The sequence below is a fragment of the Cobetia sp. 14N.309.X.WAT.E.A4 genome (assembly GCF_030397495.1).
In the GTDB taxonomy this organism is placed as follows: Bacteria; Pseudomonadota; Gammaproteobacteria; order Pseudomonadales; family Halomonadaceae; genus Cobetia; species Cobetia marina.
This window is the reverse complement of the sequence record NZ_JAPNXT010000007.1, coordinates 21631-40112: the sequence shown is the minus strand read 5'-3', so window position 1 is coordinate 40112 and position 18482 is coordinate 21631. Positions and strand designations below refer to the sequence as shown.

General features: G+C 61.2%; 18 protein-coding genes. 9 read left to right on the top strand and 9 right to left on the bottom strand.

What is annotated here, in order from left to right; translation table 11 throughout:
- Window positions 1-532: 532 nt before the first annotated feature.
- The 4 genes from OW493_RS10905 to glnT form a co-directional block, all read right to left on the bottom strand.
- Window positions 533-1873, bottom strand: a complete 1341-nt coding sequence (locus tag OW493_RS10905) for an FMN-binding glutamate synthase family protein (RefSeq protein ID WP_077377081.1) — start codon at window positions 1871-1873, stop codon at window positions 533-535.
- Window positions 1874-1887: 14 nt separating this feature from the next.
- Window positions 1888-2574, bottom strand: a complete 687-nt coding sequence (locus tag OW493_RS10900) for a protein glxC (RefSeq protein WP_289864146.1) — start codon at window positions 2572-2574, stop codon at window positions 1888-1890.
- Window positions 2574-3491, bottom strand: coding sequence for a glutamine amidotransferase family protein (locus OW493_RS10895; protein ID WP_289864145.1), 918 nt, complete (start codon window positions 3489-3491; stop codon window positions 2574-2576). Before OW493_RS10895 ends, OW493_RS10900 begins: the two co-directional genes overlap by 1 nt.
- A 118-nt stretch (window positions 3492-3609) precedes the next feature.
- Complete coding sequence (gene glnT, locus OW493_RS10890) at window positions 3610-4944, bottom strand: type III glutamate--ammonia ligase (protein ID WP_289864144.1); 1335 nt, start codon at window positions 4942-4944, stop codon at window positions 3610-3612.
- 686 nt (window positions 4945-5630) lie between these two features.
- Here glnT and OW493_RS10885 point away from each other — a divergent pair.
- Window positions 5631-6776, top strand: a complete 1146-nt coding sequence (locus OW493_RS10885; RefSeq protein ID WP_176503742.1) for an aminomethyltransferase family protein — start codon at window positions 5631-5633, stop codon at window positions 6774-6776.
- A 329-nt stretch (window positions 6777-7105) separates the two neighbouring features.
- A complete protein-coding gene (locus OW493_RS10880; RefSeq protein WP_279875709.1) occupies window positions 7106-7816 on the top strand; it encodes an XRE family transcriptional regulator in 711 nt (236 codons plus the stop codon).
- A 75-nt stretch (window positions 7817-7891) separates the two neighbouring features.
- On the opposite strand, the gene OW493_RS10875 is transcribed toward OW493_RS10880, so the two are convergent.
- Window positions 7892-8878: a LysR family transcriptional regulator gene (locus tag OW493_RS10875; RefSeq protein ID WP_077377096.1), complete on the bottom strand. Its 987-nt coding sequence runs from the start codon at window positions 8876-8878 to the stop codon at window positions 7892-7894.
- Between the two features lie 150 nt (window positions 8879-9028).
- Here OW493_RS10875 and OW493_RS10870 point away from each other — a divergent pair, with 150 nt between their 5' ends.
- From OW493_RS10870 to OW493_RS10840, 7 genes are all read left to right on the top strand, one after another.
- Window positions 9029-10378, top strand: coding sequence for an aspartate aminotransferase family protein (locus tag OW493_RS10870; RefSeq protein WP_077377099.1), 1350 nt, complete (start codon window positions 9029-9031; stop codon window positions 10376-10378).
- 119 nt (window positions 10379-10497) lie between these two features.
- On the top strand, window positions 10498-11988 hold the full coding sequence (locus OW493_RS10865; RefSeq protein WP_289864143.1) for a CoA-acylating methylmalonate-semialdehyde dehydrogenase: 1491 nt from the start codon (window positions 10498-10500) through the stop codon (window positions 11986-11988).
- A gap of 205 nt (window positions 11989-12193) precedes the next feature.
- Complete coding sequence (locus OW493_RS10860) at window positions 12194-12505, top strand: putative quinol monooxygenase (protein ID WP_043332154.1); 312 nt, start codon at window positions 12194-12196, stop codon at window positions 12503-12505.
- A 963-nt stretch (window positions 12506-13468) separates the two neighbouring features.
- Window positions 13469-15112 (top strand): sodium:solute symporter family protein, encoded by a 1644-nt coding sequence (locus OW493_RS10855; RefSeq protein WP_084209745.1) that lies wholly within the window; start codon window positions 13469-13471, stop codon window positions 15110-15112.
- An 83-nt stretch (window positions 15113-15195) separates the two neighbouring features.
- The gene (locus OW493_RS10850; RefSeq protein ID WP_218015038.1) at window positions 15196-15324 is read left to right on the top strand and encodes a putative transporter small subunit; all 129 of its coding nucleotides are present in this window, start codon (window positions 15196-15198) and stop codon (window positions 15322-15324) included.
- A 221-nt stretch (window positions 15325-15545) separates the two neighbouring features.
- A complete protein-coding gene (locus tag OW493_RS10845) occupies window positions 15546-16004 on the top strand; it encodes a YeeE/YedE family protein (protein ID WP_289864142.1) in 459 nt (152 codons plus the stop codon).
- Window positions 16001-16414 carry a DUF6691 family protein gene (locus tag OW493_RS10840; protein ID WP_289864141.1) on the top strand — a complete coding sequence of 138 codons (414 nt, stop codon included), beginning with the start codon at window positions 16001-16003 and terminating at the stop codon, window positions 16412-16414. Before OW493_RS10845 ends, OW493_RS10840 begins: the two co-directional genes overlap by 4 nt.
- A gap of 485 nt (window positions 16415-16899) precedes the next feature.
- Here OW493_RS10840 and OW493_RS10835 read toward each other — a convergent pair whose 3' ends face one another.
- From OW493_RS10835 to OW493_RS10820, 4 genes are all read right to left on the bottom strand, one after another.
- Window positions 16900-17247: a hypothetical protein gene (locus OW493_RS10835; RefSeq protein WP_077377123.1), complete on the bottom strand. Its 348-nt coding sequence runs from the start codon at window positions 17245-17247 to the stop codon at window positions 16900-16902.
- A gap of 77 nt (window positions 17248-17324) precedes the next feature.
- Window positions 17325-17663 (bottom strand): hypothetical protein, encoded by a 339-nt coding sequence (locus tag OW493_RS10830; protein ID WP_077377126.1) that lies wholly within the window; start codon window positions 17661-17663, stop codon window positions 17325-17327.
- A gap of 67 nt (window positions 17664-17730) precedes the next feature.
- The gene (locus tag OW493_RS10825; protein ID WP_289864138.1) at window positions 17731-18069 is read right to left on the bottom strand and encodes a hypothetical protein; all 339 of its coding nucleotides are present in this window, start codon (window positions 18067-18069) and stop codon (window positions 17731-17733) included.
- Between the two features lie 67 nt (window positions 18070-18136).
- A complete protein-coding gene (locus OW493_RS10820) occupies window positions 18137-18475 on the bottom strand; it encodes a hypothetical protein (RefSeq protein ID WP_289864136.1) in 339 nt (112 codons plus the stop codon).
- Between the last annotated feature and the right edge of the window lie 7 nt (window positions 18476-18482).

Here is an 18482-nt window from a genome sequence, read left to right as displayed (position 1 = left end):
AATTACCTGAAAACCCCACTTCACATATGAACAATTAATAGAGATGTTTACGCACCAAAACAGGACCCTTGACTCATAAAAAACGGCTTCAATTCACCATTATTGCCCTGAATCTATCTCACCCCCATAAGCCAATCGCTACGCCAGATATCCTTATCATGGAATATCTTCAAACTACTGAAAGAATTGAAAAATCTATCCAGTTAGAATCGCGAACCTTCAATCTATACGGCACCCTAAGCTTCTCCACTATCAGTATTCTGACGCGCTTTTTCTGCATGATACTGGTCGGATTACTTGACTTTACTCAACACCAAAGAAAGCGCCTCACCGAACGGTGAGGCGCTTTGATGACTCGATATCGTCAGGTCATATTTCTACATCAACCGGAGAAAACTTCCTGCATCGTAGCAACTTTCCCGGACAACACTCCGGCGAGTTTGCTGACAAAAGACTCCGCACCTTTACCATCACAATCATGCGCAATGCCAGCTATGCCCAATCACGCTCATGCATAATGAAGATCGAGCCATCAGTAACCGCCCTGTCCCGGCACCCAGTTGGTGCCCGCCAACGGAACACGTGCCATGGCGGCCGCTTCCACATTCAGGGCGACCAGATCTTCCGGCTCCAGATGATGCAGGTGTGACTTGCCACAGGCGCGTGCCAATGTCTGAGCTTCCAACGTCAGCACGCGCAGGTAGTTGGCCAGGCGCTTGCCGGCCGCGACCGGGTCCAGTCGCTGGCTCAGCTCCGGGTCCTGGGTGGAGATACCGGCCGGACACTTGCCATCCTGGAAGTCGTCATAGAAACCGGCGGCGGACCCCAGCTTCTGATACTCCTCGGCGTAGCGCGGATGGTTGTCGCCCAGCGCGATCAAGGCGGCGGTACCGATCGCCACGGCGTCGGCACCCAGCGCGATCGCCTTGGCGACATCGGCACCGTTGCGAATCCCGCCGGAGACGATCAGCTGCACTTCACGATGCAGGCCCATCTCCTGCAGTGCCTGAGTGGCCTGGGGGATGGCGGCCATGGTCGGGATGCCAACGTGCTCGATGAAGACATCCTGGGTGGCGGCGGTGCCGCCCTGCATGCCATCCAGCACGATGACGTCCGCGCCCGCCTTCACCGCCAGCTTGACGTCGTAGTAGGTGCGGGTCGCGCCGATCTTGACGTAGATCGGCACCTGCCAGTCGGTGATCTCGCGCAGCTCGGCAATCTTGATCGCCAGGTCATCCGGGCCAGTCCAGTCCGGGTGGCGACAGGCGCTGCGCTGATCGATGCCCTGCGGCAGAGTGCGCATGCCCGCGACCCGCTCGGAAATCTTCTGCCCCAGCAGCATGCCGCCACCGCCGGGCTTGGCGCCCTGGCCGAGCACGACTTCGATGGCATCGGCCTTGCGCAGGTCATCCGGGTTCATGCCATAACGTGATGGCAGGTACTGATAGACGAGGCGCGAGGACTGGCCGCGCTCTTCCGGGGTCATGCCGCCATCGCCGGTGGTGGTGGAGGTGCCGATTTCCGAGGCACCACGCCCCAGCGCTTCCTTGGCCTGGGCGGACAGGGCCCCGAAGCTCATGCCGGCGATGGTCACCGGTGTGCTGATGACCACCGGCTTCTTGGCATGGCGCGTGCCGAGCACGACTTCGGTCTCGCACTTCTCGCGATAGCCTTCCAGCGGATATCGCGACATGCTGGCGCCGAGGAACAGCAGGTCATCGAAATGCGGCACCTTGCGCTTGGCGCCCCAGCCACGGATATCGTAGATTCCCGTCTCCGCCGCGCGCTGGATCTCATGGATGACATCGCGGCCGAAGGTCGCGGATTCGCGCAATGCCGGGTTGTAGGGCTGTGTTTGAGTCTCGTCGGTCATGTTGGGCATCCTGATCAGTAGGCTGAGGCGTTGTCGACCTTGAAGTGATAGAGCTGACGCGCAGATCCATAACGCGTGAAGCTGGCCGGGTCTTCTTCGATTCCGGCACTCGCCAGCAGCTCCGCCAGTTCTTCCAGGTGCTCGGCACGCATGTCCTTGGCGATGCAGTCCGCGCCCAGCGATGCGACCGTGCCCTTCACGTAGAGTCGCGCTTCATAGAGCGAATCGCCGAGGCCTTCACCGGCGTCGCCGCAGACCACCATGCGTCCCGCCTGTCCCATGAAGGCACTCATGGCCCCGATGTTGCCCTTGACGACGATATCCACGCCCTTCATCGAGATGCCGCAGCGCGCCGAGGCGTTGCCTTCGATGATCAGCAGGCCGCCGTGGGCGGTCGCGCCCGCGGACTGGGAGGCATCGCCCTTGACCCGCACGCAGCCGGACATCATGTTTTCCGCCACCCCGACCCCGGTGTTGCCGTGGATGGTGATGCTGGCCTTCTGATTCATGCCCGCGCAGTAGTAGCCCGCGTGGCCATCGATATCGACACTGATAGCGTCATTGATACCGCAGGCGATGTTGTGAGCGCCGTCGGAGTTGACTACTCGCCACTCACGCGCGTCTTTCAGGGTGTCGGCATCGTGCAGGGCCTGGTTCAATTCGCGCAGCCCATCAACGGCCAGATCGTGAGTCTTCATCATTACGCGGCCTCCGAACGGGCGGTGTCTTTTTCCCACAGATACAGGCGGCCGGGTTCCGGCTCCCACACGCGGGCATCCTTGATGCCCGGCAAACTGGCCAGGGCGCGGTATTCCGAGGCCATGGCCACGTAATCATCGGTCTCGGCGATCACGGCAGGCTTGCAGGCGATCGGGTCACGCACCACGGCGAAGCCATCACGGGTGCCGATGGTGAAGGTGAAGAAGCCATCAAGGTCCTTTAGGGCGCCGGTGATCGCGGCTTCCAGACTGTCGCCCTGCTCCAGACGCCAGGTCAGGTAGCCAGCGGCGACTTCGGAATCGTTGTCGGTCTCGAAGCTGATGCCCTCACGCTTGAGCTTGGTGCGCAGCCAGTTGTGGTTGGACAGCGAGCCATTGTGGACCAGGCACAGATCACGCCCGGTGGAGAACGGGTGGCTGCCCTGCAGGGTCACGGCGCTTTCGGTCGCCATGCGGGTATGGCCGATGATGTGGCTGCCCTGCATGCCCTTGAGGCCATAGAGGCTGGCGATATGCGCCGGCAGGCCCACCGCCTTGAGGATCTCGATGCTCTGCCCCACGCTCAATACGCGTATCTGCGGGGCGCTGTCGGCAAGCCAGCTGCGCACGGCACTCTCTTCCCCGGCGATCTTGAATACCGCGACACTGGCATTGCTGAACCAGTCCGCCACCGTGCCGACCTGCTCGCCCAGGCCCTTGGCGATCGCCCCCCAATCCTCATCGACACCATCGCTCTGCAGCGTCAGCTTGATGCCAGCGTCAAATTCGTCGCCATAGATGGCGAAGCCGGCGCTATCCGGGCCGCGATCCGTCATCGCGATCAACATCGGCTCGAACAGCTCCCCCAGGCGCGACTCCAGCGCCGGGTTCTTGAGATAAAGCCCTACGATTCCACACATGGTGATGTCCTCTCACGGGCAGGAGGCGTCCTCCTGCCTGGTGTCTTGAGCGTGGTGGTGACAGTGGCGACACTCGTCTGACATGACCCGCGAGATCCGCGAGCGCCGCCGGATGAGATCAGAAGAATTCGGCGTAGCGTTTGACTTCCCACTCACTGACCTGGGCGTTGTAGTCCCGCCATTCCTCGCGCTTGAGGCGCATGAACTCGGCGCAGATCCCCTCGCCCAGGCTCTCGCGCAGAATGCTGTCCGCCTCGAGCGCATCAATGGCCAGCGAGAGATTCTGCGGCAGCGTCTCGATGCCCTTCTCGGCGCATTCGCTCGGGGTCAGCGAGTAGAGATTGATGTTGTGGGGCGTGCCCGGGTCCAGCTTGCGTGCCACGCCATCCAGCCCCGCGGCGATGATGGCGGCGTGCACGAGATAGGGGTTGCAGCCGGCGTCCGGCAGGCGGAACTCGAGGCGACCGTAGGGCACACGCACCATGGCCGAGCGGTTGTTGTCACCGTAGGCGATGAAGACCGGCGCCCAGGTCGCGCCGCTGGTGCTGCCGCCGCCGACCAGACGCTTGTAGGAATTGACGGTCGGCGCGGCAAAGGCACACAGCGCCGGGGCATGCGCCAGCAGACCGCCGAGGAAGTGATACGCCAGCGGCGACAGGCCCATGCCCTGGGAATCGGTGTCATCGCCGAACAGATTGCGCCCGGTGTCATCACACACGGACAGGTGGAAGTGCATGCCGTTGCCCGGGCGGTCCGCCAGCGGCTTGGGCATGAAGGAGCACACCATGCCCAGATCATTGGCGATCTCGCCGGCAGCCATGCGCACGAAGGTGAAGCGGTCTGCCGAGGTCAGCGCATCGCTGTAGGTGTAGTTGATCTCGAACTGGCCATTGGCGTCCTCGTGATCGATCTGATAGACGTCGAAGTCCACCGCCTGCAACGATTCGACCAGACGCTCGAGGAATTCACGCGAACGCGACAGGCCCTTGTAGTCGTAGCAGGGCTTGGCGAGGGTATCGCTCTCATCCACCGGCAACAGCTCACCCGCTTCCCCCCGGCGGAACAGTGAGAATTCCGGCTCCAGCCCGCTATTGAGTGTCCAGCCCTTCTCCTTCATGCGCTCCAGCTGCTTGAGCAGTACCACACGGCTGTCGTTATCGAACGGTTGCCCATTGACGTACCCATCACAGGCCATGCGCGCATAGCCCGGCTGCCACGGCACCAGGCACAGCGAGTCCAGATCGCCACGCGCCATGAAGTCCGGCCCCTCCGGCGACATGCCGAGACCACTGACGGCGAAGCCGGCAAAGCCGGCGCCCTTCTCGACCACATCCATCAGGCAATTGGCCGGCACGGACTTGGTCTTGGCAGCGCCATGAATATCCACGAACTGCGCCAGCAAGTAGCGAATATCGTGATCCTTGATGAACTGTTGCGCCTTTTCGGGTGACATCTGGGTTTCCTCTGAGAGCGGACCGGGTTCCATCTCCCTCGACACTGTCTGCCACCCCGGGAAACCTGACCCCTTGTGGTGACACGCCACGCCAAGATAGCGGATGAAACGAGTTTTTGTGATTCCTGCTGGTCAACTTTATTTCCTTCAAAGAAAAGCATGCAGCATGCCATTTCGTCAGCTGTCGCCCAGAGCTTTTCATCAACCTACTGTTTTGTATGGAAATTTATTTTCCATAGGCGTTTTACCCCACAGGAAACGTCAGGTGATTCTGAGTGAAATCCTGCCGGTTTCTCGAAATAGGCATCATTTCGGTGCCCAAAGCCCCCTCTTCGCACCAGCATGATGCAAAGCGCTGATATTCACGCCCGAATTCGTGCTGCCAATCGCCGCCTGACTCGCTCCAGGGTTGCCGTGGCCATGGCCTTTGACGGAATTGGCAAGCCCCTTGCTTAACCATGAGGAATGTTTCTTTCCTTTCAAGAATCGATGCTCATGCGATCAGGCAAGGCAAGCAGCAGGCACAAGCCCTTGTGAAGCGCCTGAAGAGGCGCCTGAAGAGGCGAAAGAACAACAACACTTCCTGCGGCGGATGCGCGTCTTGCGCGCCATCTCCGCCAGCACCAGCAGGACTACGGCACCACCCACTTACGCTAGGCAGCACGACTCACAGGAGAAAGGGACGCATGGCGAATTCATGGCGCATCTCGGCATTGGCCGAACAACACCGCAAGCTGGGCGCGGAGCTTGAAGACTGGAATGGCATGGGCACTGCCTGGAATTACGCCGTCTCGGACACGGCCGATGACCACGAGACCATCCGCACCCGCGCCGGTCTGATGGATGTCTCGGGGCTCAAGAAGATCCACTGCAATGGCCCGCACGCCCAGGCCGTGCTGGATTACGTCACCACGCGGGACATGTCCAAGCTGTATCCAGGCAAATCGGTGTACGCCAGCGTCTTGAATGAGGCCGGCAAGTTCGTCGACGACTGCATCGTCTATTGTCTGGCGCCGAACTCCTACCTCGTGGTGCACGGCACGGGCACCGCGAATGAAATGCTGGCCAAGAGTGCCCTGGGGCGCGCCGTCAGCCTGACCTTCGATGACGACATGCATGACATGTCACTGCAGGGGCCGGTCGCGGTGGATTTTCTGGAGCGTCATGTGCCGGGCATCCGTGAGCTGCGTTACTTCCACCATCTGCAGACCCAGCTGTTCGGCTACCACGTGATGATCTCGCGCACCGGCTACACAGGCGAGCGGGGCTACGAGATCTTCTGCAAGGCCAAGGACGCTCCCTCTCTGTGGGAACAGATTCTCGAAGATGGCACCGACATGGGCATCAAGCCGTGCAGCTTTGGCACCCTTGACTGGCTGCGGGTCGAGAGCCACCTGCTGTTCTACCCGGCGGACAATTCCGAAACCTACCCGTACCCCGACCAGCCGGTGGGCGACACCCTGTGGGAGCTGGGCCTGGACTTCACCGTCTCCCCGGGCAAGACCGAATTCCGTGGCGCCAGCGAACACTTCGCGCTGCAGGGCAAGGAGCGCGTCAAGGTCTATGGCGTGCTGCTGGACTCGAAAGACGTCGCCCAGATCGGTGACAAGATCTACGCCGACGGCAAGTGTGTCGGTGTCATCACCCAAGGCATGTACTCGCGCCTGAGCGATCGCTCCATGGCGCTGGCACGTCTCGAACCCGGCTATGCCGAGCATGGCACCCCGCTGACCCTCAAGACCGGCACTGACGGAGAGACCAGCCTCTCGGCCATCAGTCATTCCCTGCCCTTCGATGACCCGGAAAAGGCCAAGCGACTGGCTCGCGGCTGAGCACACGCACCATGTCGGGCACTGCAAGACCTGCAGTGATAACCGGGTGAAGTGGCAGGACGCATTGCGAACGCAAGACGCAAGAGGCCTCCTCGACGTGACGTCGAGGAGGCCTCTTGCCTCACACCCAGTCCAGGTGATTGAGAAGGACTCTCGAAAGGTACTCCCGCCCCCTTGGCAGACATCAAGGATGAGGGTTGACGGCAAAGTTGGTAATGTCACGCCATACCCCGCCCGCGAGCCGATGCGCCGCATGCCTCACAAGGACATGCAGTGTCCTCGCCGGCCATCCCCTTCCCATTGCCACCCTCTCCGCTACAGGAGTCATCATGCCGCGAAAATCCCCCGCTCCCTCCGAGAAGTCGGAACAGGACAGCTCCGACACTCTGCCCCGTGAACCAGCGACCGACCCCGCTGCGCAGTCAGAGAGGAAAGACACCATCACGGCGGCAGCTGACGAGACGCGTCTCGGACTTGAGCAGCACATCGCGCGCGCGCTCAAGCAGCAGCGTGTCTCGCAGGGCTACAAGATTTCCGACGTCTCGCGTATCGCCGGTGTCAGCCAGGGCATGATCAGCAAGGTGGAGAACGCCCAGGTGTCCACCAGTCTCGATACCCTCAACAAGCTGTGCAATGCCTTGAGTCTGCCGATCTCGAAGCTGTTCAGCGATTACGATGTCAATGGGCGTGGTGCCCAGCACATCAAGGCCGGGCAAGGCATGCAGGTGGTACGCACCGGCACGGAAGTCGGCCATGCCTATCAACTGTTGAGCTACAAGCAGGGCCCCAAGAAGCGCTACGAACCCTTCCTGATCACCATGGATGATGCCAGCGAAGTCTTCCCCAACTTCTGCCATGCCGGACATGAATTCATCTATCTGCTGTCAGGACATCTCACCTATCGCCACGGTGACAAGTTCTATGAGATGGGCCCCGGCGACAGCCTGGCCTTCGATGCCGGCGTTCCGCATGGCCCCGAGAAGTTGAACGAGGTCCCGATTCAGCTGCTGTCGATCATTCACTACGACGACAACGAATAGGTCATCCGCTTCACCGCGCCTGATGATCCCGACAGTCTCCCCGCCCCTGGATGGCCCACTTCCTCTGGTGCTGATTCATGACCGGCCCTCCTGGGTAGATGGCGCTTTCCGTGTCGGTGTCGCCTGGCGCAGGGCGTCCAGCTCGGTCAGATAACGCTCCAGCACCAGATTGGGCGCGCGGCTCTTGCGCGTGATGGCGCTGTAATAGGTGACATAGGAGTTGGCCACCGGGCTGAGCGCCTGCATCTGGCCATCGCGCACCCAGCGCTCGGCATAGTGGGTGGGCAGATAGCCGAGATAACGCCCGGAGAGCACCAGAAAGGCGATGCCCTCGCGGTCGGTCGCCGAGGCGGATGCCCTGAGTGGCTCATGCAGCGCCTTGATCGTGGGCGTCTGCGCGTAGGCAGGCAGCACGGCATCATGCTGGCGTATTTCCTCCTGCCCCACCGGGCGTCCGCGCGCGCGAGTGTCGCCTTCCCGGGGTTCGCGAAACAGCACATGGCCCCGCGCGCAGTAAAGGCAGGAGGTTTCCTCGTAGAGCGAGCGATACTCGAGTCCTGGCAGCGTCTTGAGCGTCGGGATCACCCCGGTATGCAATCGCCCATCCAGTACGGCGCGCTCGATCTCATTGGGCGGGATCATGCGGATGTTGATCTTCACTTCCGGACCGTGCTTCTTGAGCGCGCTCAGGGCGTGAGTGATGTGCATCTCCGGCATGGTGACCAGGTTGTCGGTGATGCCGATGTTCAGCTCGCCCTTGAGCCAGGCGTGCAGTCCGTTGATGCGCGTGCGAAAGCCTTCCGCCGCTGCCAGCATCTGCATCGCGGCTTCATGGACGTCTCTTCCCTCATTGGTGAGCGCGAAACCACTGCGACCCCGCTGGCAGAGCTTGAGGCCAAGCCGCGTCTCCAGGTCACTCATCGCCATGCTGATGGCGGAGCGACTGATGTTGAGCTCGATCTCGGCCGCCGAGAAGCCGCCGCATTCCACCACCTTGCGAAAGATGCGCAGCAAGCGCAGATCGGCATCGCCAAGCTGTCCTCTCATGCCGTCCTTGCGCATGGTCTGCCCTCCTGAGTTCCACGACATGGAAAGTTAAGTAAATGCTTTCCTGAAGATAAAGACAACGGCATTTATCTTATCAAAAGGGCTTTCTAATCTAGCCAGACAGGAGCCGAGATCCAACAACAACAGCACTCTTCGGGAGACATCATGACCGCCTTCGACACATCCCCTTCCGCCCAGGCAGGATTGAGCAAGGAACAACTTGACGCCTACTGGATGCCCTACACGGCCAATCGGCAGTTCAAGCAGGACCCACGCATCATCACCAAGGCGCAGGGTGCCTACTTCACGGATTCCCGGGGACGCCAGATCTTCGATGGCCTGTCGGGTCTCTGGACCTGCGGTGCCGGCCATTGCCGCCCGGAGATCGCCGAAGCGGTCAGCGCACAGCTGCGCGAGCTGGATTACGCGCCATCCTTCCAGTACGGCCACCCCAAGGCCTTCGAGCTGGCACATCGCATCACGGGACTGATGCCCGAGGGGCTGGATCACGTCTTCTTCACCGGATCGGGTTCCGAAAGCGCCGATACCTCACTGAAGATCGCGCGCGCCTACTGGCGCAAGAAAGGCAAGCCGACCAAGACCAAGCTGATCGGTCGCAGCAAGGGTTATCACGGCGTCAACTTCGGGGGCTTCAGCGTCGGCGGCATCGGCGCCAACCGCACGCTCTATGGCCAGGGGGTCGATGCCGACCATCTGCCGCATACCCTGCTCAAGGAAAATGTCTTCACCCCCGGCATGCCCCAGACCGGTGCCGAGCGCGCCGATGAGCTGCTGGAGCTGATCGCGCTGCATGATGCCTCCAACATCGCGGCCGTCATCGTCGAGCCGATGGCAGGCTCCGCCGGCGTGCTGCCGCCACCTGTGGGCTATCTCAAGCGACTGCGCGAGCTGTGTGACCAGCACGATATCCTGTTGATCTTCGATGAGGTCATCACCGGCTTCGGGCGCATGGGCGCCATGAGCGGCGCCGAGGAATTCGGTGTCACACCGGACATCCTCAATGTCGCCAAGCAGCTTACCAATGGCGCGGTGCCGATGGGTGCCGTGGTCGTCAAGGGCGATATCTACCAGACCTTCATGGACAACGGCGGCGCCGATTACATGATGGAGATTCCCCACGGCTACACCTACTCCGGTCACCCGGTGGCGTGTGCCGCGGCGCTGGCGGCCCTCGACGTGCTCGAGAATGACCAGCTCATCCCCCGTGTCCGTGAACTGAGCCCGGTCTTCGAGAAGAAGCTGCACGAGCTCAAGGGCACTCGCTATATCAGTGACATCCGCAACTACGGCCTGGCCGGTGCTCTGCAGGTCGAGGCCTATCCCGGCGAGCCGGCGCGGCGTCCCTACGAGATCGCCATGCATTGCTGGAAGGCCGGCTTCTATGTGCGTTACGGCGGCGACACCATCCAGCTGGGTCTGCCGTTCATCACCGAGCACGATGAACTGGATCGTCTGATCAATGCCCTGGGCGATGCCTTCGCCGCACAGGACTGATGATCGACGCTTAAGACTGACAATCACGTTCAGGACTGACAATCACGTTCGGACTGGCGATCGACGCCAGCCCCATCACTGCCCTTTTTCTTGCAAGTCATTTCATGGAGCCCACAACAATGAAAACGCTCGGTCACCTCATCAACGGCAACCTCGATCACAGCGAAGGCCGTACCCAGGACATCTTCAATCCCTCCACCGGTGAGGTCGGCGGTCAGGTGCGCCTGGCCAGCAAGGCGACCGTCGAGGAAGCCATCGCGGCCGCCGCCGCCGCCTTCCCGGAATGGCGCAACACGCCGCCGATCAAGCGCGCCCGAGTGATGTTCCGCTTCAAGCAGCTGCTGGAAGAGCACTCCGACGAGATCGCTCGCCTGATCGGCCAGGAACACGGCAAGATCTGTCACGATGCGCTGGGGGAACTCCAGCGCGGCATCGAGAATGTCGAATATGCCTGCAGCGCCCCGGAACTGCTCAAGGGTGAGCACAGCCGCAATACCGGCCCGGGCATCGACTCCTGGAGCGAATTCCAGCCACTGGGCGTCGTTGCCGGCATCACGCCGTTCAACTTCCCGGCCATGGTGCCGCTGTGGATGTACCCGATGGCGATCGCCTGCGGCAACACCTTCGTCCTCAAGCCCTCCGAGCGCGACCCGACCTCCACGCTGTTCATCGCCGAGCTGCTGATGGAGGCTGGCCTGCCGGCCGGCGTCATGAATGTCGTCAATGGCGACAAGGAAGCCGTCGATACGCTGCTGGATGACCCGCGCATCCAGGCGGTCAGCTTCGTGGGCTCCACGCCGATCGCCGAGTACATCTACAGCCGCGCCGCCGCCAACGGCAAGCGCTGTCAGGCCCTCGGTGGCGCCAAGAACCACGCCATCGTGATGCCGGACGCCGACATGGAATACGTGGCCAACTCACTGAATGGCGCCGCCTTCGGCTCCTCGGGTGAGCGCTGCATGGCGCTGTCCGTCGCGGTGGCCGTGGGCGATGACGCCGCCGACAAGCTGATCGCGCAGATGAAGCAGCAGATGGAAGGCCTCAAGGTCGGTATCTACAGCGACAAGGGCAATGATTTCGGCCCGCTGATCACCGCGGCGCATCGCGACAAGGTGGTGGGCTACATCGACAGCGCCGAGCAGCAAGGCGCGACGGTGGTGGTCGATGGCCGCAATCCGCAGGTCGAAGGCGGCGAGAACGGCTTCTTCGTCGGCGGCACCCTGATCGATGGCGTCACCCCGGAGATGACCTGCTATCAGGAAGAGATCTTCGGCCCGGTGCTGCTGGTCGTGCGCGCCGATTCGATGGAAGCCGCCATGCAGCTGATCAATGATCACGAATACGGCAACGGCACCTGCATCTATACCCGAGATGGCGAAGCCGCCCGCTACTTCAGTGATCACATCCAGGTCGGCATGGTCGGCATCAACGTGCCGCTGCCGGTGCCGGTCGCCTATCACAGCTTCGGTGGCTGGAAGCGCTCGCTGTTCGGCGATCTGTCCGCCTACGGCCCGGACGCGGTGCGCTTCTATACTCGCCGCAAGACCATCACCCAGCGCTGGCCTTCCGCCGGTCTGCGTGAAGGCGCCCAGTTCGCCTTCCCGTCCTGATCCCTCACGATCACGGATCATTGCCTGGTGACAACTGCGCCGGACAGCCCTGCTGTCCGGCGCTTTGGTGTGCGCATCACGCGAGATCATGCCGGCAGTCAGCCGCCGCCCCTTGCAGTGGCCAGAAACGACTCCACATAGTCAGGACATCTCATCACGAGAATCCCTGCCACAACTGCGGTCAACACCGTCACAAGGAGCCAGGATGATCTGGGTAATCGCCACCGTTACCGCCAAGGAAGGTCACGTTCAGGATGTCTTCAATGAACTCTGCGCCGTCGCGCCCACCGTGCGCGAGGAAGATGGCTGCCACGCCTACCACCCGTGCCTGGACTCCGAGCGCGCCGCCGACAAGGACAACGACCCACGCCCCGACACCATCACCGTGGTAGAAGCCTGGGAATCCCACGATGCGCTGCAGGCCCACCGTGAGACCGAACATATGCAGCGCTTCCGCGACAACGCCGGTGACTGGATCGCCGATGGCGATATCCGCATCCTGAGCCCGGCGGGCTGAAGACGCCCCTCAGTGACGTGCTCTGCACTGAGAACATCATCTTGCCGCTCCCGTTCAGGGGGCGGTTTTTTTGACTCATCGGCCAGCAAGGTGGCGTACAACCGTCGAGACAGCCTTCCCTTTTTTCCTTGTTTTCCTCTCGCCCTCTCCTCTCACTCTTCTCGCCCTCTCTTCGTACTCCTCTCGCGTCCTCCTCGTCACCACGGTATTCATGAGAACTGGTCGAACGCTGAGCAATAATAGACAAACAACTTTTAAAACAGTCACTTGCGTGAAATTATCGAAGGTCCAGCAACATGAAACCCCACGATGAGGCAGAGAAAATCCTTCAATGATCCGAGAGGCAACACGAGAAAAAGAAGAGGAATTCACACAGTTAAATGACATTAAATGACAGACTTTGACGTCCTGAAACACCAAGAATTACACTTGATTTATATTGAACGAAGATTCAATAAACCGCCAGATATCTCTGGGCATGACGCCATCTTTATGGACCTGGAGTTTAGATAATACTTGATAGCGATCTGCTGGAATCTGTCAAGGGTGGACATGTCGCAAACCAGACACTAAGGTATGCAGCCTTCATTAACTCAATCTTAACGCTCACCGAAAGCACCAGGACTCGCGACCCACTGGATCACCAGTATTTTCGAAAGACTGTCGAAACCTCGACATTATCGATAAGAGAGGGAATCCATGACGCAGCATTACGCTGATGAGGGCAAGTGCATGCCACGACGCCCGCCACCCCGCACTTTCTTCCCTGGAAAGTGCTGACACCTCGTAGCTCGCAAGTGTGACAGGGTCTGCCTGTTCACCAGACGAAGACGCCTTGGACACGACAACCATCTCAAGGCAAGACGGCTCAGAACCTTCCTTTCATGACTCTCATCACCGCACTCCTGAACAGCTCGCTGCTCAGGTCAACAGGTGTTCTGTCATCCATTGGAGGCTCCGTACTTGAACAACGACTCTCTCTATCAATTCTCGACCATTACCGTTCTTCTCCTGCTGATCGCCTTCTATGGCGGTACCTACCTGATCACTCTCACCATTCGCAAGAAAAAGGAAGATGCTGACGAGTTCATGGTGTCCAACCACCGTGTCGGCTTCGGCATGGGCGCCGCCAGCATGACCGCCACCTGGATCTGGGCCGCCTCCTTCTATGCCGCTGCCACCTCCGGCTATACCTATGGCGTGTCAGGCCCGATCCACTATGGATTCTGGGGCGCGCTGATGATCCTGTTCATCTATCCCTTCGGCCGCCGCTTCCGCAAGCTGGCCCCCAACGCCCATACGCTGGGCGAGCTGATCCATGCACGCCACGGTTCGAGCAGCCAGCTGATTCTGGCCTTCTCCAACGTGCTGGGCAGCATCATCAGCCTGATGGTCAACTTCACGGCCGCCGGTGCGCTTGTCTCGGTGCTGTCGCCGCTGTCCTTCCAGACAGGCGTCATCCTGGCGGGGGTCGGGGTGCTCTGCTATACGCTCTGGTCGGGCTTCCGCGCCTCGGTATTGACGGATTTCGCCCAGCTGGTGGCACTGATGGCCATCGCCATCGTCATCATTCCGGCCGTGTTCTTTGCCATGGGTGGCCCTTCGGAGCTGGTGGAAGGGCTCAAGCATGTCACGCCGCAACAGGCCGACTTCTTCTCGACGGATGCCATCCTCAATCAGGGGGCGCCCTTCTTCGTGGCCGTGCTGGCGTATGCCATCGGCAATCAGACGATTTCCCAGCGCCTGTTCGCGGTCAATGAAGATCACATCAAGCCGACCTTCATCACGGCTACCGTCGGCTACGGTGCCATCGTGATCGGTCTGGGGATGATCGGTCTGATGGCGCTGACCCTCGGGGTCGAGCCGCTCAATGGCGACATGAACAACCTGATTCCGCAGATGGTGTCGGAGTACCTGCCGCCCTTCTTCATCGCCCTGTTCTTCATCCTGGTGATCGGCTCGCTGTCCTCCACCGCTGACTCCGATCTCTCGGCACTCTCGGCGATCATGATGGCGGACGTCTACGGCAAGAACATCGCCCGCGGCAAGGCCGACCCTCGACGCATGTTGCTGGTCGGGCGTCTGACGATGATCATCGCCACCGTGCTGGGGATCGTCTTCGCCAGCTTCTCCCTGGATATTCTGGTGATGCTGGTCTTCGTCGGCGCACTCTGGGGCGCCATCGTCTTCCCGGTGATCGCCAGCTGCTTCTGGGATCGCATCACCAACCTGGCCTTCACCAGTTCCGTCCTGGTCGCCATGGTGGTGTTCTGCATGGCGCGCTTCGAGTGGGTGCCGCTGGAGGGTATCAGTGGGCTGATCTTCGAGCTGCTCGCCAGCATCGGTGGCGGCGTCATCATCGGCCTGATGGTCTTCGGCTTCCTCGGTCGCATCGCCGGACTGGTCGCCGGCGTGCTGGCCATGCTGGCCATGGTCATCTTCGCGACCGGCGAACTGCGTGACTACACCGTGCTGCTGGCCTCGCTCACGGCCTACGGCACCAGCACCCTGGTCTGTGTGATCATGAGTCTCGCCAGCCGCCAGCCGCGCTTTGACTTCACCACCATCACCGACAAGGTCGGCCATTACGACGAGTCCCTGACCTGATCGGGATGCTTGCCACAAGAGCCCCGGCGGCCCTTGGCGTCGCCGGGGACTTTCCTACTGCACATTTCAGGAGACACACGCCCATGACATTCCTGTTTGCCACCTATGTCCTCATCTGGCCATTGCTGACCCTTGGCGTACTCGCCGTGATCTGCGGCGCCGTGGTACGTGACAGCCGTCGCGCTCGCAAGGAGCACCGCGAGCTGGTCTGACCTTGCCCACACGTAGAACAGCCACGGAAAGGCCCGCCCCGAGATGCTCGAGGCGGGCCTTTCCGTGGCTGTCGGGTCAAACTGATCCACTCAGGCCACCCGATGGGCAGATGTCATGACCAGCAGACTCAGCAGTCGGTGGGCGATGACGGTTGGCGCTTGCCAAGCACGAGCATATCATCGTCGCAACGCAGGATGACCGCGACACGAGGACGAACCACATGGACATGATGAGCAGCATGAAAGGACTCGCCGGCGGCGTTCTGATCGGTCTTTCGGCAGTGATGCTGATGGCCTTTCTGGGACGTATCGCCGGTATCAGTGGCATCACGCAGGGCGCGCTGCTGGAATCAGGCCCGGACCGCCGCTGGCGTATCGCCTTCGTGCTCGGGTTGATCAGCGGCCCGCTGCTCCTTGTGCTGTTCAATCTTGACTGGGGCAATGTGGCCGAGGGCACGGATGCGCTGATCGGCGATCCCGCCAGCGGGGTGCTGAGCATGATGTTCGCCGGCCTGCTGGTGGGCCTGGGAACAGGCATCGGCGGCGGCTGCACCAGTGGCCACGGCGTCTGCGGCATCGCGCGTCTCTCCCCGCGCTCGCTGGAGGCCACGGGGGTGTTCGTGGCCATCGCCATGCTGACGGTCTTCGTGACCCGACATCTGCTGGGAGAGTCACCATGAAAGCTGTCACCGGCTTCATTACCGGGCTGGTCTTCAGCCTCGGCCTGACACTCAGCGGCATGACCGACCCCGCGCGTGTCGTCGGCTTTCTCGACGTGGCCGGAGACTGGGACCCCACGCTGATCTTCGTGCTTGGCGGGGCGGTCATCACCACCTTCATCGGTTATCGCCTCGCCTGGCGACGCAGCACTCCCCTGTTGGGTGAGCGATTCCAACTGCCGACACGCCGCGATATCGATGGTCGCCTGCTGCTCGGCACGGCCCTGTTCGGTACCGGCTGGGGCCTGAGCGGATACTGCCCCGGGCCTGCCATCGTCTCCAGCAGCGCCATGAGTCTGCCTTTGGCGGGTTTTCTACTGACGATGCTACTGGGCTGGTGGCTGGCCACGCGCCTGACTCGCGCTCACTGATCCGAGCGCCACGCAAGCGAAAATCCTTGCATGAGAAACGCCCGCCGAATGGCGGGCGTTTCTCATGCAAGGCGAGTCACCACGACCACACGGCGCCCTTTCTCTCACGGGACCTCATTGCGATGATCTCGCTGATCAACAGCCCCGTGGTTCGTGTGCTGGATGAAGTCACATCCACATGAAGCGTCGAAAAGCCAAAAAAAAGCCCGCCAATGGCGGGCAGGGAATGTCGGGACAGGACATTCAGGACAGGAAAGCGTTTGAGCAAGGGTTCTGCCATTGACGACGAGTGCGGTCTTGCGTTCGGGTCAAAACACTTGCTCAAGCGTTCTTCTCTCTCACGAGTTGTTCTCTGGAGCACTGACCATCAGGAGACAACGTGATGGTCAGTGGGTCCATTCAGCAACTGACAGAGGTAGGTCGATGGCATATCGGCGTCCTTGGCTGTCTTGCAGAGTCGGGGACTATTGCGTTGCCGCGAGCGGTTACGCGCTCTCGTTCAAGGCATGTTCGACGCGTGTGGCAGAGACACTCTTGCCGGCATCGTTGACGTAATCCGCCGAATCGCTTGCCAGTGCACGGGTGGTGCCCTGGATGCCGGCGTTGCTGATGGATGTCTGGACGCGGCTGGCAGCGACACTCATGCCGGTTTTCACGACATCATCATGGTGCAGTGTGGCTTGCTGAGTGACCGGCTGTGCCTGACCCATGATCACGCGATCACTGAGGGTGGCACGTACGCGGGCATCGGCTTCGCTGTCATTGGCAGAGGCCACGCCAGTGGCGGCAACGGACAATGCGGCAATGGCGAATAGAGACTTGAGAGATTGCATGGGGGTTCTCCTATTGAAAAAGGTCATGTCAGTGCAGACACCTGGCCTGCAAGCGCCTGACGCAGACATCGGGCGTCTCAGACGTTGACGTCGCTCACGGCGTGACGAACACGGGTGCCGGCAACGCTATCGCCTGAATCATTGGCGACATCGAATTCCTGCAGGTGGATGGAGCGGTCATGGCCACGGATCTCGTCGTCACCGGAGGCAATCTGGAAACGGCCTGCCGAAGTGCTCATGCCGGTTTCCGCGAAGGTCGCCTGGCCTGTCGGTGCCTGCTGAGCGGCACCGTGGATTACACTTTCACTGACGTTGTGCTGGACACGCTGGGCAGCCGGGCTGTCATCAGCCGCGAAGGTGGCGGTGCTCACGGTGGCGAGAGCGGCGGCGGCGATCAGGGTCTTGAGAGTGTTCATGATGATTTCCTCGATGAAGATGAAGTGATGATCAGACCTGGAAATGCAGGTCAGGGATGACGGTCAATCAGACGTTGCTGTCGCTCAGGGCGTGCTGAACGCGGGTAGCGGCGACACTCTTGCCAGCGTCATTGTCGAAGGCCTGTTCACGGCTGGCGGTAGCGCTGCCTTGCCCTTCAATGGAGGACTGGGTCAGAGCAGACTCGACACGACCTGCCGCGACGCTCTTGCCGGTTTCCGCGAAGGTGGCCTGAGCCGTCGGGGCCTGCTGGGCGATGCCGACGACGACGTCCTGGCTGACGGACTGCTGGACACGCTGGGCGGCCGGGCTGTCATCAGCCGCGAAGGTGGCGGTGCTGACGGTGGCGAGAGCGGCAGCGGCGATCAGGGTCTTGAGAGTGTTCATGATGATTTCCTCGATGAAGATGAAGTGATGATCAGACCTGGAAATGCAGGTCAGGGATGACGGTCAATCAGACGTTGCTGTCGCTCAGGGCGTGCTGAACGCGGGTAGCGGCGACACTCTTGCCAGCGTCATTGTCGAAGGCCTGTTCACGGCTGGCGGTAGCGCTGCCGTGCCCTTCAATGGAGGACTGGGTCAGGGCGGTCTCGACACGACCTGCCGCGACGCTCTTGCCGGTCTCCGCGAAGGTGGCCTGAGCCGTCGGGGCCTGCTGGGCGGTGCCGACGACGACGTCCTGGCTGACGGAATGCTGGACACGCTGGGCGGCCGGGCTGTCATCCGCCGCGAAGGTGGCGGTGCTGACGGTGGCGAGAGCGGCGGCGGCGATCAGGGTCTTGATGGTGTTCATGATGATT